17 protein-coding genes are annotated in these 13,210 nt (G+C 39.1%); all 17 read right to left on the bottom strand.

Annotated elements, in window-relative coordinates:
- Window positions 1–10: 10 nt before the first annotated feature.
- The 17 genes from flhB to fliI all read right to left on the bottom strand — a co-directional run bounded on the left by flhB (window position 11) and on the right by fliI (window position 13,209).
- Window positions 11–1,093, bottom strand: coding sequence for a flagellar biosynthesis protein FlhB (flhB, locus tag GJU41_RS06840; RefSeq protein WP_070877265.1), 1,083 nt, complete (start codon window positions 1,091–1,093; stop codon window positions 11–13).
- A gap of 1 nt (window position 1,094) precedes the next feature.
- Complete coding sequence (gene fliR / locus GJU41_RS06835) at window positions 1,095–1,868, bottom strand: flagellar biosynthetic protein FliR (protein WP_154318197.1); 774 nt, start codon at window positions 1,866–1,868, stop codon at window positions 1,095–1,097.
- A gap of 3 nt (window positions 1,869–1,871) precedes the next feature.
- Window positions 1,872–2,141, bottom strand: coding sequence for a flagellar biosynthesis protein FliQ (gene fliQ, locus GJU41_RS06830; protein WP_070877263.1), 270 nt, complete (start codon window positions 2,139–2,141; stop codon window positions 1,872–1,874).
- 16 nt (window positions 2,142–2,157) lie between these two features.
- Window positions 2,158–2,823, bottom strand: a complete 666-nt coding sequence (fliP, locus tag GJU41_RS06825) for a flagellar type III secretion system pore protein FliP (protein WP_070877262.1) — start codon at window positions 2,821–2,823, stop codon at window positions 2,158–2,160.
- A complete protein-coding gene (gene fliO / locus GJU41_RS06820; RefSeq protein ID WP_224771179.1) occupies window positions 2,820–3,476 on the bottom strand; it encodes a flagellar biosynthetic protein FliO in 657 nt (218 codons plus the stop codon). The genes fliP and fliO overlap by 4 nt, the downstream gene beginning before the upstream one ends.
- A gap of 21 nt (window positions 3,477–3,497) precedes the next feature.
- On the bottom strand, window positions 3,498–3,860 hold the full coding sequence (gene cheY, locus GJU41_RS06815; protein ID WP_070877260.1) for a chemotaxis protein CheY: 363 nt from the start codon (window positions 3,858–3,860) through the stop codon (window positions 3,498–3,500).
- A 21-nt stretch (window positions 3,861–3,881) separates the two neighbouring features.
- The gene (fliY, locus tag GJU41_RS06810) at window positions 3,882–5,003 is read right to left on the bottom strand and encodes a flagellar motor switch phosphatase FliY (protein ID WP_224771175.1); all 1,122 of its coding nucleotides are present in this window, start codon (window positions 5,001–5,003) and stop codon (window positions 3,882–3,884) included.
- Window positions 4,996–5,994 (bottom strand): flagellar motor switch protein FliM, encoded by a 999-nt coding sequence (gene fliM / locus GJU41_RS06805; protein ID WP_070877259.1) that lies wholly within the window; start codon window positions 5,992–5,994, stop codon window positions 4,996–4,998. The genes fliY and fliM overlap by 8 nt, the downstream gene beginning before the upstream one ends.
- Before the next feature lie 36 nt (window positions 5,995–6,030).
- Window positions 6,031–6,456, bottom strand: a complete 426-nt coding sequence (gene fliL / locus GJU41_RS06800; RefSeq protein WP_070877258.1) for a flagellar basal body-associated protein FliL — start codon at window positions 6,454–6,456, stop codon at window positions 6,031–6,033.
- Entirely contained in the window at window positions 6,449–6,670 is a 222-nt protein-coding gene (locus GJU41_RS06795; RefSeq protein WP_070877257.1) for a flagellar FlbD family protein, read from the bottom strand. The genes fliL and GJU41_RS06795 overlap by 8 nt, the downstream gene beginning before the upstream one ends.
- A 45-nt stretch (window positions 6,671–6,715) precedes the next feature.
- Window positions 6,716–7,669, bottom strand: coding sequence for a flagellar basal body rod protein FlgG (gene flgG / locus GJU41_RS06790; RefSeq protein WP_070877256.1), 954 nt, complete (start codon window positions 7,667–7,669; stop codon window positions 6,716–6,718).
- A gap of 84 nt (window positions 7,670–7,753) precedes the next feature.
- Complete coding sequence (locus tag GJU41_RS06785; RefSeq protein WP_070877255.1) at window positions 7,754–8,119, bottom strand: TIGR02530 family flagellar biosynthesis protein; 366 nt, start codon at window positions 8,117–8,119, stop codon at window positions 7,754–7,756.
- An 8-nt stretch (window positions 8,120–8,127) separates the two neighbouring features.
- Complete coding sequence (gene flgD, locus GJU41_RS06780; protein ID WP_070877254.1) at window positions 8,128–8,565, bottom strand: flagellar hook assembly protein FlgD; 438 nt, start codon at window positions 8,563–8,565, stop codon at window positions 8,128–8,130.
- 14 nt (window positions 8,566–8,579) lie between these two features.
- Window positions 8,580–10,817, bottom strand: coding sequence for a flagellar hook-length control protein FliK (locus GJU41_RS24905; RefSeq protein ID WP_224771366.1), 2,238 nt, complete (start codon window positions 10,815–10,817; stop codon window positions 8,580–8,582).
- A 32-nt stretch (window positions 10,818–10,849) separates the two neighbouring features.
- Window positions 10,850–11,446: a MotE family protein gene (locus GJU41_RS06770; protein ID WP_070877252.1), complete on the bottom strand. Its 597-nt coding sequence runs from the start codon at window positions 11,444–11,446 to the stop codon at window positions 10,850–10,852.
- Window positions 11,447–11,890: a flagellar export protein FliJ gene (gene fliJ, locus GJU41_RS06765; protein WP_070877251.1), complete on the bottom strand. Its 444-nt coding sequence runs from the start codon at window positions 11,888–11,890 to the stop codon at window positions 11,447–11,449. It abuts the gene before it with no gap.
- Window positions 11,887–13,209 carry a flagellar protein export ATPase FliI gene (gene fliI, locus GJU41_RS06760; RefSeq protein ID WP_070877250.1) on the bottom strand — a complete coding sequence of 441 codons (1,323 nt, stop codon included), beginning with the start codon at window positions 13,207–13,209 and terminating at the stop codon, window positions 11,887–11,889. The genes fliJ and fliI overlap by 4 nt, the downstream gene beginning before the upstream one ends.
- Window position 13,210 lies beyond the last annotated feature (1 nt).

The raw sequence follows: 13,210 nt of genomic DNA, 5'->3' as shown, positions 1-13,210 counted from the left end.
CTATAAAACGTTAAATCTTATTTTTCAGCTGATAAACATAAGCCAATATTTCTGCAATGGCTTTAAAAAATTCTTCAGGCACCGCTTTTCCGATTTCAACTTGATCGTAAAGCGCTCTAGCTAAAGGCCGATTTTCAACCATTGTCACTTCATTTGCTTTTGCCGTTTCTTTGATTTTTTGAGCAACAAAATCGACTCCTTTAGCGACAACGAACGGTGCATCCATTTTGTCTTCGTCATATTTTAAGGCGATAGCAAAGTGCGTCGGATTTGTAATGACTACATCTGCATTCGGCACTTCCTGCATCATGCGCCTAGCAGCCATTTCTCTTTGCTTCTGTTTTATGCGGGATTTTATTAAAGGATCTCCCTCTGACTTTTTGTACTCATCTTTAAGATCCTGCTTTGACATGCGGATGTTCTTTTCAAAATCGAATTTTTGATAAAAATAGTCAAGCAGTGAAAGAAACAACAAAGCGATAGAAGCGAACAAACCCATTTGAAAGGTTAGTTTTGCTATGAAGATGAATGCTTTTTCTACTGTTAATTTTGAAAGAGACAGAATTTCCGCCATCTGAAACCAGATCACAGAAAAGGTTACAGCTCCGACAAATGATATTTTCAATATCGATTTAAGGAGTTCAACAATCGCCCTCAGAGAGTAAATGCGTTTGAAGCCTTGAATCGGATTGATTTTCTCAAGCTTCATCTGAATAGCTTCTGTTGAAAATAAAAAACCGACCTGCATGTAGTTTCCTGCGACTCCTGCAACTAATGCAACCGCCATAATAGGAGCACTTATATAGGCTGATTCAATCACCATTTCAACCATCAGCTCATGAACATTTTTTTCTGTCAGATTCATTAAAATTGTCTCTTGCAAAGACGCGTTCATCATTGTCATTATCCTTTCAAACATGAAAGGCCCGATAAACAGCAGGGATAAAAAAATGGCCAGCAGGCTGATTGCCGTATTTACATCTGCACTTTTTGCAACCTGCCCTTTTTTTCTGACATCATCGCGTTTGCGCGGTGTAGCTTTTTCTGTTTTTTCACCTGAAAAAAACTGCAGATCAAGTTTAAGAAATTCCATTTCATGCTCCTCCGATTAACTCCATTAAACCCCGCATCGTATAAATCATCGTTTCGAACACATCCTGGATGAGCATGAACATCGCTCCCATTACCAATATGAGCATAATAAAGCTCACGCCTATTTTCAGCGGCAGGCCTACAACAAAAATGTTCAGCTGAGGCACTGTGCGCGCAACAATGCCAAGCGCCAGATCCACCAGGAACAGCGATGCTACAACAGGAAAGGACATTTGAAAAGCGATCAAAAACATCGCGCTAAACAATTTTATGATCATTTTGGCGATATTCCCATCTCCAAAAGGAAAAGCAGCACCCTCAAGCGGAATGTATTGAAAACTGTAAAAAACACCGTCCAGCAAAAGATGATGGGCGTTTACACTCAGCATGAAAAGCAAGGCCAAGATATTCAGGAATTGACCAATAAGCGGACTTTGCGCCCCTGTTTGCGGATCGATAATATTGGCAATCGCAAAACCCATTTGAAAATCAATCAAGCTTCCTGCTATTTGGACAGCAGCCATCATAAGATAGGCAGAAAAACCGATGAAAAGACCGATCATGACTTCTTTTACTGCAAGGAGTATAAATGCTCCGCTCAGTTCCATCGGTTCTGGATTTATTGCAGTGAATACTATAAGAGATAGAAAAAAAGAAAAACCGATTTTATGCGAAGACGGAATTGTGCGATATGAAAAGAGCGGCAGTGTAACAAAAAAGGCACTCAATCTCGCAAATATAAGCAAAAATGCCGGAAAACTTTCAATTACATTCATGCTTTAACCTACAAATCTATTAAGATTGCCGAAAATATCCTGTGCATACGATATGATGATTGACAGCATCCACGGTCCGAAAAAGACGAGCCCGATCAGCACTCCCACTATTTTAGGAACGAACGCCAGCGTCTGCTCCTGAATTTGGGTTGTCGCCTGAAAAACACTGACAACTAATCCAATGACCAGTGCGATCGCCAAAAGAGGACCGCATATGATCAAAGTTGTGTAAATCGCTTTTTCAGCAATCGAAATGACAAATTCTGAACTCATATGTTTAATCTCCTACTCAGAAACTTTGAAGAAGTGATTTCACAACCAAATACCAACCATCTACAAGGACAAACAGCAGAATTTTAAATGGCAGTGAGATCATCACCGGCGGCAGCATCATCATTCCCATTGACATTAAAATACTTGCTACAACCATATCGATGACTAAGAATGGGATAAAGATCATAAATCCTATTTGAAAAGCCGTTTTTATTTCACTGATGGCAAACGCAGGAACAAGTGCTGTAAGTGGAATATCTTCTACCGATTCAGGCTTGTCCATCTTTGCATATTCAAGAAACAGAGCTAAATCCTTTTGCCTTGTATGCTTGCTCATAAATTCCTTCAAAGGGAGAGCAGCTTTCTCATAAGCTTCCTCGAGGTCAATTTCTTCATTAAATAATGGCGTCAGAGCCTGCTCATTGATTTCTGAAAAAGTCGGGGCCATAATGAAAAATGTCAGAAACAGGGCAATGCCGATCAGCACCTGGTTCGGCGGCATCTGCTGTGTTGCAAGCGACGTTCTTACAAATGACAGGACAATTATGATTCTTGTAAAACATGTCATTAAGATTAAAATGCTTGGTGCGAGAGAAAGGACAGTCAGCAGCAGCAGCAATTTGACAGACGTACTGACATTTTCTGCATCGCTATTGCTGAAAATTTCCACAAATTCATTCATTTTGTGTAATCCTTTCCAGCTATTTCCTCTAAACTGCTTCGTCTTTCTTTTTTTAATTGCTCCAGCTGTTCTTTAAAGGAAAATGAATGCCCGTCCTCCAACCCATTATTTTTATGCCTAAATAACGGAGCTGATACGGTTTTAAGCCAGTCCTTCGTATCGATTGCGGCAGCAAACCTCTGCTGATGTTCCTCTGTAATCTCCCTGCATTCATCTTCATCGTCTATCTCTTTTAACAGCTGAACAGAATCTGAAACACCTACTACAAGGATTTTTTTTCCTACTTTTATTAATTGGATGGAACGATTCTGTCCGACGTTTGTCCCGCCAAGGTTTTCAATGTATTTTGATGAAGAAGTGAATTTGTTTCTTTTACTCACAAATTTCAGCAGGATGTAAATTAAAAATATGATAAATGCAGTTGCCAGGATCATCTTAATGAAATCCCACGCTGACACAGATGTGTCAGCAGCTTGGTATTCAACATCCGATTTCACGCTGTTTTTTTCATTTTTGCTGTCAGCCGTTTTTTCATCTGACCCGACCCAGTCTGCCACAGATTCAGCCCCCTGCTCCGCATGAACAGCTGACTCACTATGCGGCAGCAGGAAGATAAGAAGAATCGCAGCTATTGGTATCCATTTTATTTTCACTTGCAAGTGGAAAGACTCCTTTTAGCTTAATGTTTTATTGATAGCTTCAAGCACTCTGTCTGCCTGAAAGGGCTTCACGATAAAATCTTTTGCACCTGCTTGAATCGCATCAATGACCATAGCCTGCTGTCCCATTGCAGAACACATGATGACTTTAGCGTGAGCGTTGATTTTTTTAATTTCTTTAAGGGCGGTAATGCCATCCATCTCTGGCATTGTGATATCCATTGTTATTAAATCCGGAAAGTGCTCTTTATATTTCTCTACAGCTTGTGCACCGTCAGCTGCTTCAGCTACGACATCAAATCCATTTTTTGTTAAGATATCTTTGATCATCATTCTCATAAATGCTGCATCGTCCACGATCATTATTTTATGTGCCATTCCAGTCACTCCTATAATTGATTACTTTAGTTTATTTAAACGCTCAGACTGACTTAAAATATCCGTCACCCGCACACCGAAATTCTCTTCTATTACTACTACTTCCCCTTGAGCGACGATTTTGTTGTTGATCAAAATATCAACTGGTTCGCCTGCCAGTTTATCCAACTCAATGATAGAGCCGGATGATAATTCCAGAATTTCTTTCACTGAACGCTTCGTGCGGCCCAGTTCAACCGTGACCTGTAGCGGGATATCCAGCAGCATATCAAGATTTTTCATTTCATTTTGATACATGGGGACAGATTCAAAAGACGAAAATTCTGCCGGTTTTACATCGACGGGCGGACTCTCATTTCTTTGCTGAGCAGGCTTAGGAGCATAACTGCGCTGTTTCTCTGAATAAGCAGGTGCAGATTCAATCTGAACTTCTTCTTCTATAGCTTCAATAGTAGCCGCTTGCTGCTTCGGGTTCATCAGCTCTTCAACAAGATCTTTTCCAAATTGCAGAGGCAGCAGCTGCATAATCTCTGAATCTATCAAAAGTCCCACTTTGAGTCTGAACGCAACTTTTAAGAACAGATCTTCTTTCGGAAATGCTCCTGTTCCTTCTCCTTCTTTTATGTCTAAAAGCTCAATAGATGGCGGAGAGATATCTACTTTTTTGTTAAAAATTGTAGACATTGAAGTTGCTGCTGAGCCCATCATTTGATTCATTGCTTCCTGAACAGCACTGATCATGATGTCATCCAAAGATGAATCGTCAATCTCCCCGTTGCCTCCTATCATTAAGTCCGCGATAATTGCTGCATCACTTTGTTTAATTACTAGTAAATTACTGCCTATAAATCCTTCTGTATAATTCACTTCGATCGCTACATAAGGATGAGGAAACTCATCGGAAATTCTTTGTCTTTGGACAACCGAAACAGTTGGAGTCGTAATTTCCACTTTTTGTTGAAGCAAGGTAGAAAGCGCAGTAGCAGAACTGCCAAATGAAATATTGCCTATTTCTCCAATTGCATCTTTTTCCATGTCATCCAAATAATCTTTTGTATCTATCGTATAATCTTCTTCATCGTTTGAATCTGTACCCTTTAAAAGAGCATCAATCTCATCCTGAGATAACATCCCATTACTCACCTTCTTCGTGCCCCCTCTGATAATGGCCGATTACTTGCACTGCAGCTTTTCTTTTTAGTTTACCTGGCTGACCATAAAATTTAGGTTTATCCCCAATTTTAATAACCAAAGGCTGATCAATGGCTTTTTCCAGCTGTATGACATCTCCTGCTTGAATGTCTAAAAATTCTTGAATCGTGATCTCTGATATCCCCAGTTCTGCAATAATTTGAAGTTCTGCTGAATGAATTTTCCTTTCCAGAGCTTCAACTTCATTTGGCTTCGGTTCTTTTCTTTCAGACTGCATCCAAAAGTGAACACTCAGACGCGGGATGATAGGCTCTAAAATGACATGAGGAATACAGAGATTTATCATGCCGCTGATTTCGCCGATCTGTGTATTCAGCGATATGACAACCACCGTTTCATTTGGGGAAACCATCTGCAAAAACTGCGGATTGACTTCTAAATTATTCATGACCGGGTCTATATCAAAGATGGAACTCCATGCCTCTTTGTAATTATCAAGAGATTTTTCAAAGAGATTTGACATAATTCTGCTTTCAATTTCCGTTAATTGATCCGTTTTGCTTATACCGGTACCCAGTCCGCCCATCAGCCTGTCCATCATCGAATAAGCAATATTCGGATTGACTTCCATTAAAATCCGCCCATTTAAAGGGCGTACTTCAAATACATTAAGCACTGTCATCTTTGGAATAGAGCGAATAAACTCTTCATAAGGCAGCTGATCTACAGATCCAACGCTGATTTGCACATATGTTCTCAGCTGAGCTGAAAAATAGGTTGTCAACAGCCTTGCAAAATTCTCATGTATCCGTGTTAAACTTCTAATTTGATCTTTTGAAAACCGGAGTGCTCTTTTAAAATCGTAAACTTTCACTTTCCGCTCTGTCTCTTCTTTTTTTAATTCATCAGCATCCATTTCACCTGACGAAATAGCTGAAAGCAAAGCATCTATTTCATTTTGAGACAGTATTTCAGTTGACATGCATTCACACCTCCTGTGCATGGGATTTATGCCGAATTATTGAATGATATAGGAGGTTGTGTAGACCTTCTGAATTTTGCCTTTTTGCATCAATTCGTTTGCACGCTTTTTCACAGTCTCTTTAAATGCGTTCATACCGTCTTTTCCATCCAATTCTGCCGCAGAAATATTTGAAAGCTCTGAAATGATAATGTCTCTAATTTGAAATTCTCTTTTTTCGAGCTCTTCTTTCGCTTTCTTGCTGTCCGTTTCTAATTTAAATGACAGACGGACAATGTTCTCACTGGCAAGATTTGTCGTGATTTCTGGAAGATCAAAGGAATACTCGATGACTTCATCGATGGTCGGCTCTTTTGCTTCAGCTGTTTCCATAAAATTTGTTACGATAACTAATGCGGTTACGCCTATTAACGTAATAGATGTAATGATGACAAGCATGATGGTTAATAATTTTTTATTCATGATCATCCACCCCCTGAGCACCTGATGCATGTAATAGATGAATGTCCTTATAAAAGTTGCGGGTTAATGACGAAACGGCGGATTCTGATTCTTTTACAACAAACTTTTTGCCGTTGGTAAGCGTGATAGTTGTGTCAGGAAAAGACTCGACCTGCTCTATGTAAATCGCATTTAATGTAAAAGACTTTCCGTTTAAACGAGTTAATAAAATCAATTGCTGCGGGGGTCATATATAGTTATGAGCCCCCTGCCCCCTAACTTATCGTTTTAAATTCATTAATTCCTGTAAAATTTCATCAGAAGTCGTAATAATTTTTGTATTGGACTGGAAACCTCGCTGAGCCACAATCATTTCTGTGAATTCATCTGCAAGGTCTACGTTTGACATTTCAAGCATTCCGGCCATGATTGTGGCTGAGCCGTCTTGTCCAGGGATTGAAAGTTCGTCAATTTGTATACCTGCAGTGCCGTTATTATTTAGAGTTCCTGAATTACTGGATTCTTTGTATAAATTTCCTCCAACTTTTTCAAGACCGCCTTCGTTTGCAAAATTGGCAACTCTAATTTGACCGGCCGTGTTTAAATTTCCTCCAGCGTCTACAAAGCTAACTTTTCCATCTGGACCGATATTAAAGCTTTTTGCATCAAGAGGGATTTGAATAAGACCTGCAGCGTTACTCAGCTGATTATTCCATGTTGAATTTGCCGGATTTTTATTACCTGTTTCTCCCACTAAGTAATAGCCATCTGAAGTTACTAAATAACCCTTATCGTCTAAATAGAAATTCCCTGAACGTGTGTAGCTAAGATCCATTGCAGTATCAATTGGTCCAATTATTTTATTGTCGCCTTTTGCAGTTTGCGTATCTTCGTTAACTAATGCGGGAGCTTTAATCGTCCCAACCACAAAAAACCCATCACCAGCTAAAGCAAGGTCAAGCGTTCTGCCTGTCGTCTGATTTGAACCTGCTGTGTGAATCGTATCAATCGAACTTAGTGCTGAACCAAGTCCAACCTGCTTGGCATTCATACCGCTTGTATTTCCAGTAGCTGCACTTGCACCGGCAATCTGCTGATTGATTAGATCTTTATATGTGACACGGCCTTTCTTAAAACCGTATGTATTAACGTTTGCGATGTTATTTCCGATCACATCAAGCTTTGTCTGGAAATTTTTCATACCGCTGACACCTGAGTACATTGAACGCAACATATTTTTTTCTCTCCCTATTGGATCTATTTTATTTGCTGCTTCGCTCGTTCCGCAGCAATGGCCTCCATTAAAGGTCCAGCCAGTTTAATTTAAGATGATGGTTCCGTTAATATTTGTAAAAATTTGATCATTTGCTTCTTTTCGATTCATTGCTGTAATAACGATGTTGTTTTTAACGTTTACGATGAATGCAGCCTGTTCTAATAAAACCAGCGAATCGTTAACACCTTTAGATCTTGCTTCAGACATTTTTTCTTTCATTTTGCTCCATTGATGTTCTTCTACCACAATCCCCCGATCAGACATTCTTTGTTTGGCATGTTTGCTTATTTTAATAGATGAATGCTCGTCATTAAGCAGTTCCTGAAAGGTTGGCTTGTGAGCTGTTTTTACTTCAGTTATTTTTGGTATGAAAGACAGGGGATGCTTATTTAAATGACTGATTTTCATTGAAATGTTTAGCTTGGTTCATTCTGAGCTGTTACTTTTGTAATCAAAGCACTCGGTATTTCTTTCCCGCTTTGCATTTCAAGGATAATATCAGTACCGGATTGTTTGATGGATTTAACTGTGCCTTTTTCCGCTGCCCCGTCTTCAGTGCTCCATTCAACTTGTTTGCCAATCATTTCTGAATATTTTAAGATTCCATCGTTTACTTGAACCTGTATAAAGTTGCTTAGCTGTGTATTCATGTTTGTCATTTGCTCAAGAGATGAGAAGCTTGCCATTTGGGAAATAAATTCTTTATCCTCCATCGGGTTTAAAGGATCCTGATTTTGCAGCTGGGCTATCAAAATCTTCAAAAAATCATCCTTGCCCAGATTTGATTTACCGCCAGATCTTTCAGAGGTCGTAGATGATAAAAGCAGCCCTGTGTCAATCGTGTTTTGTGTCATAAGAAACCTCCTTTTTAAGTCAGCATATTTAAGTGAGCCTTAAAGGAATCTTTTTCTTCTTCGATTTCAGTTTCCTCTTTTTTACTGTCTTGTTCATAGCGATTATGATTATTTTCTTCTTGCCTGCGATTAAATGATGTCTCCATTTGCTCTCCGTAAACTTCAAACCTGTCTACTTGAATATTTAATGAAGGCAGTGCCTGCTTCAATTGATGAATGCTTTGTTCAACAAGTTCTTTAGCGGACTTTGTGGAAGTGATAATTTTAGCTGTCATTTCACCATGCTGCTGTTGAAGCTTAACTGTGAGCATTCCTAAATGTTCAGGAGCCAGCCTAATTGTCATTTGTGAAAAACCGCTGGATATAAACCTGGTTTTCGAACTTTTAAAGGCATCTGTCAACTGACTTAAAATAAGTTGATTACTAGAATGGAACGGTTTTTCTTTTATAGATGGGATATCATTATTTATTTTCAATAAATCTGTTTGTAAGATATTTTCCATTGACGTCTGATTACTTAAGCGATTATTTCTATAGTCATTTACAGCTATATTTGGTTCCTTTGAAATGTGAAGTTCGTTATCAGCAGGAATCATTTGATCAGGTACCTCAATACGTGTTTCAGGAAAGATATCTTGGCTGGTGAATTGATTTTGCTTATTAGTGTGACTATCTGTTTTTATATTGCTATGCAGCCAGCTTTTATGGCCATTCGCTATCTGGCCTGCTGCTTTCTGTTTTATCTCTTTTATAAGAGTTTCTGAAATCATGCTGTCAATTTTTGAGAAGGCTCCAGTCATTTTATTGTTTTCCGGTGTCTTATCAATATTGCTACCTGTACCATCTGACACTTCCATCAATAACTGTTTTGACAGTTGCACTTGAAGATGCAGAATATTTTCAGCATTTTTTATTGAAACTTGTATTTCCTTCAATGATGGAATGGAAAGTGATAATGCCGATTGATCTAATTGTTGAATCACTTGTGCGTACTGTGGTCTGCTTTCTAATCTGTTCAGCCCTATATCCGTCATCCCTTTAAAGAGAGTCTGTTTATTAAGATATTTTATTAATTCCAGCATCTGCGAAGTTTGCGCAGCTTCTTTCGAAGTCATTTCCGACAAGTATGCCTGAAGCGGCTTTATGGCAGATGAAATTTTTTCAAATAATCTCAATCTGACACCTGACAATTCATCCAAAGATAATTTCCCGCTAATTAATGAAACAAATTTTCCATCATCCAAAGAAATCATCTCATTTGAAAATCCTGCTTTAGATTCAGGAATTGCATCCTTCATCCAATCGCTCATTGCATCCTGAACTGCAGCAATCATTGATTGAAAGCTAACCGCTTTTAACGCAGACTTGTTATCGATAAAACTTGGAGAAATGGTTTCAAGCTTGCTTACCAATGGGAAATTACCAGTGTTATTAGCTTGAAATTCATTCTCTATATTCAATATATTTATCAGCTTTTGAACATCATGTAAGAAATCACCAACTGATTTCGAATCAGAATCTAATTCATAATTCTTGGTTTGTTCATTGGAGTGTTCTCTCTTATTTATAGCTTGAGTTATTACACCGTTTAGTAAAGATACAGAATCATTGATTATTTGAGTCTCTTTATCTTCTGCTAGATTATACTCAAGCAATTTTCCTGAATCTCCTGCCTGATAGTTGTTCGTATTTTCAGCTTGACGATTCAAAAAAATTGGAATGGCTTTTTCAAAGAGGGGTTTGTCTTCATCATGTTCTGGGTATTTTTGAGATATATAATGACTAAGTTCAGCTTCAATCTGTTTTTTTTGCTCGGTGTCAGGCAGCTGAATGACTCCAGCCATCACAGATATTATTTTCACTGTTTCAGGTTGATCAGAGAGCTGAGAAAGAATTCCTTCCATTGACACAGCTTTACTGAGAATTCCTTGTACAGCTTTTATTTCAACCTCATTTCCTAAGACCAATAGTTCATTGACTTTCTCATTAGTACTAGGAGTTTCTTTAAAAAAACCTTCGTCTATCGGAATTTCCTGCAAGGCGTTCATAATACCCTCTTCTAGGTTCTGAAATTCAAATTCTATTTTTTCCGCTTCAGGCAATGCTTCGGCTTCGGCTGTAAAAGAATTTTCTCTTCCGGTTATGGACGGAACTTGATCTAAGAACATTTGAAAAGAAGCTGAATTTCTGCTTTTTTCAGTGCTGTTTTGCACAATCGGCGCAGTACCAAATACTGCAAATGGAATTTTCATTTTCACACCCCCTCTCAGAACCTTATCTCGGGTTAGGAATCAGCAAGCATCTTTGTATATCTCGCAGCATCTTCAGCAGACATTTTTTCCAATACTGCAATAACCTGATCGTCATTAATAGACGTTAAAATCCTTAATGCCTCTTCATCTGATAGAAAAGGAATGATTTCAGCCGCTTTTTTGCTGGACATCTTATCATAGAGTGTGGCAATGTCTTTGCCTTCTTTTTCTTTGTTGTCAGATGCCTGAAGCTGTTCTTTGAGAGACTTTATTTCTTGACTGAGCTGCTGAATTTCTCTGACTTTAAGGTCAGCTTCATTTTCCAAAGCTGAGATTTCCTGCTGCTGTTTATCAATTGTGGTTTTCTGAAGTTTATTTTCTTCCTCAAGCTCTGCTGCAGGGGCGGTATTTGCATTTTCGCTGTTATTTTTCTCTTCAACACTCGTAAGCTCGGCAGTTCCTGGTATATGCGAGATTGCTTCTTTCATTTTCTCAGCCACATCAACGCCTGCGACTGTTAGAATGACTGTAATGAAAGTGACTGTAAAAAGGACGGGAATAACAATTACAAATAACATCCATTGAAGCTTGCTTGAATCATTCTCATTGTTTTTCACAGTATTTTTCACCTAATTCCCCCGAAGTGCAAAGGCTTGAATCGAGAGATCATCCATGAACTTTGATTCTGACGCTTTCACATGTTCGAGATGTACTTCATAATGCTTTTCTTTCATTTTTTCATATTTCTTTACTTCGATATTTTTCTCAGTAAGCTCAAGCTGTCTTTCTTGCATGTTGTCCCGGGTAATGACCACAAGCCTCTGATAATGAGTGATCGTTTTTTCTAAGTTTGTAACAAACTGCTGAAAGTGGCGGATTTCCTGAACAGGCATGCCTGTGTTCAGCTCTCTTGCTGTTCTCTCCTCGAGCACTTCTTTTTTCTTCAGGCAGTCATACAGCTTTTCTGCTGCTTTTTCAAACTCAGTAACAGAGCGGTTATAGTCTTCAAGAGACTTTTCTTTTTCATTTTCTTTTAATTCGAGCACTTTTTGAAACCGGTATGTATATTTCACCCATTCTCACCTTTTTCAATCAATCGTTCTAAGGATGCCACACTCTCTGCAAACGTGATTTTATCGTGCACATTCTGTTTTAAAAACGAAAGAATCTTTGGATAAAACCGGATGGCATCATCAATTTCTCTGTTCGAACCTCGCTTGTATGCGCCAATGTTAATCAAGTCTTCAGAATTCATATAAGTGGCAAGGTATTCTCTAAGTTTTGCCGCGTTCTTTTTCTGAGGATCCGAAACAATTTGATTCATGACTCTGCTTATGCTTTTTAATACATTGACTGCGGGAAACTGGCCTTTGTTAGCTAAACCTCGGTCAAGCACGATGTGCCCATCAAGAATTCCCCGCACCGTATCCGCAATCGGCTCATTCAGATCATCACCATCAACAAGCACAGTATAAAAAGCAGTGATGGTTCCTTTTTCATTTGTCCCAGTCCGCTCTAAAAGCTTGGGCAAAACGGCAAAAACGCTTGGTGTATAGCCTTTGGTTGTCGGAGGCTCACCAACTGCGAGCCCTATTTCTCTCTGGGCCATGGCAACCCTGGTCACAGAATCCATCATGAACATGACATTCATGCCTTTATCACGGAAATATTCAGCGATGGCTGTTGCAGTATAGGAAGCTTTCATTCTCATTAAAGCTGGCTGATCTGAGGTTGCAACTACCACAATTGAACGTTTCAGCCCTTCTTCTCCCAGATCCTTTTCAATAAATTCCCTTACTTCGCGCCCCCGCTCTCCTATTAGAGCAATCACATTCAGGTCCGCTTTAGTATTTCTTGCAATCATTCCCATGAGTGTACTTTTACCCACACCGCTTCCTGCAAATATGCCTACACGCTGACCTTTCCCTACAGTCAGCAGGCTGTCAATCACGCGAACGCCTACTTCCATCGGTTCATGAATTGGAGGTCTTTTCATTGGGTTTGGAGGGCTTTGTTCAGCAGATATTGGTGTTAATCCTTTTGGCAATGGAGATTGATTAAGAGGATGGCCATAGGCATCTACAACTTGACCGATCAAACCGGAACCTGCTTTTATTTTCAGAGAGTCCTTTGTTGCTTCAACAATACTCCCCGGTGAAATTTGTGATAGATGTTCAAAAGGCATCAATAGAACATTTTCTCCTTTGAATCCCACCACTTCAGCAGGAATTCTTGATTCTTTTTTTGAACCTGCATGGATATAGCATAAATCTCCGATTGAACTTTCCGGACCTCGAGACTCAATCATCAGTCCAATGACTTTGTTAACTTTTCCATATCTCTTATAAGAGTCCAGAGTTTCTATTTTCGAAATCAAATCCTCTGCTTTCAAA

Source organism: Metabacillus idriensis, assembly GCF_009674765.1.
Lineage (GTDB): Bacteria > Bacillota > Bacilli > Bacillales > Bacillaceae > Bacillus_P > Bacillus_P idriensis.
The sequence above is the reverse complement of the archived record's forward strand: the minus strand, read 5'-3'. Positions and strand labels throughout refer to the sequence as shown.

Bases quoted from the DNA above. Each gene is read 5' to 3' on its own strand.
- flhB (WP_070877265.1), bottom strand. From the start codon at position 1,093: ATGGAATTTCTTAAACTTGATCTGCAGTTTTTTTCAGGTGAAAAAACA.
- fliR (WP_154318197.1), bottom strand. From the start codon at position 1,868: ATGAATGTAATTGAAAGTTTTCCGGCATTTTTGCTTATATTTGCGAGA.
- fliQ (WP_070877263.1), bottom strand. From the start codon at position 2,141: ATGAGTTCAGAATTTGTCATTTCGATTGCTGAAAAAGCGATTTACACA.
- fliP (WP_070877262.1), bottom strand. From the start codon at position 2,823: ATGAATGAATTTGTGGAAATTTTCAGCAATAGCGATGCAGAAAATGTC.
- cheY (WP_070877260.1), bottom strand. From the start codon at position 3,860: ATGGCACATAAAATAATGATCGTGGACGATGCAGCATTTATGAGAATG.
- fliM (WP_070877259.1), bottom strand. From the start codon at position 5,994: ATGTCAACTGAAATACTGTCTCAAAATGAAATAGATGCTTTGCTTTCA.
- fliL (WP_070877258.1), bottom strand. From the start codon at position 6,456: ATGAATAAAAAATTATTAACCATCATGCTTGTCATCATTACATCTATT.
- flgG (WP_070877256.1), bottom strand. From the start codon at position 7,669: ATGTTGCGTTCAATGTACTCAGGTGTCAGCGGTATGAAAAATTTCCAG.
- GJU41_RS06785 (WP_070877255.1), bottom strand. From the start codon at position 8,119: ATGAAAATCAGTCATTTAAATAAGCATCCCCTGTCTTTCATACCAAAA.
- flgD (WP_070877254.1), bottom strand. From the start codon at position 8,565: ATGACACAAAACACGATTGACACAGGGCTGCTTTTATCATCTACGACC.
- GJU41_RS24905 (WP_224771366.1), bottom strand. From the start codon at position 10,817: ATGAAAATTCCATTTGCAGTATTTGGTACTGCGCCGATTGTGCAAAAC.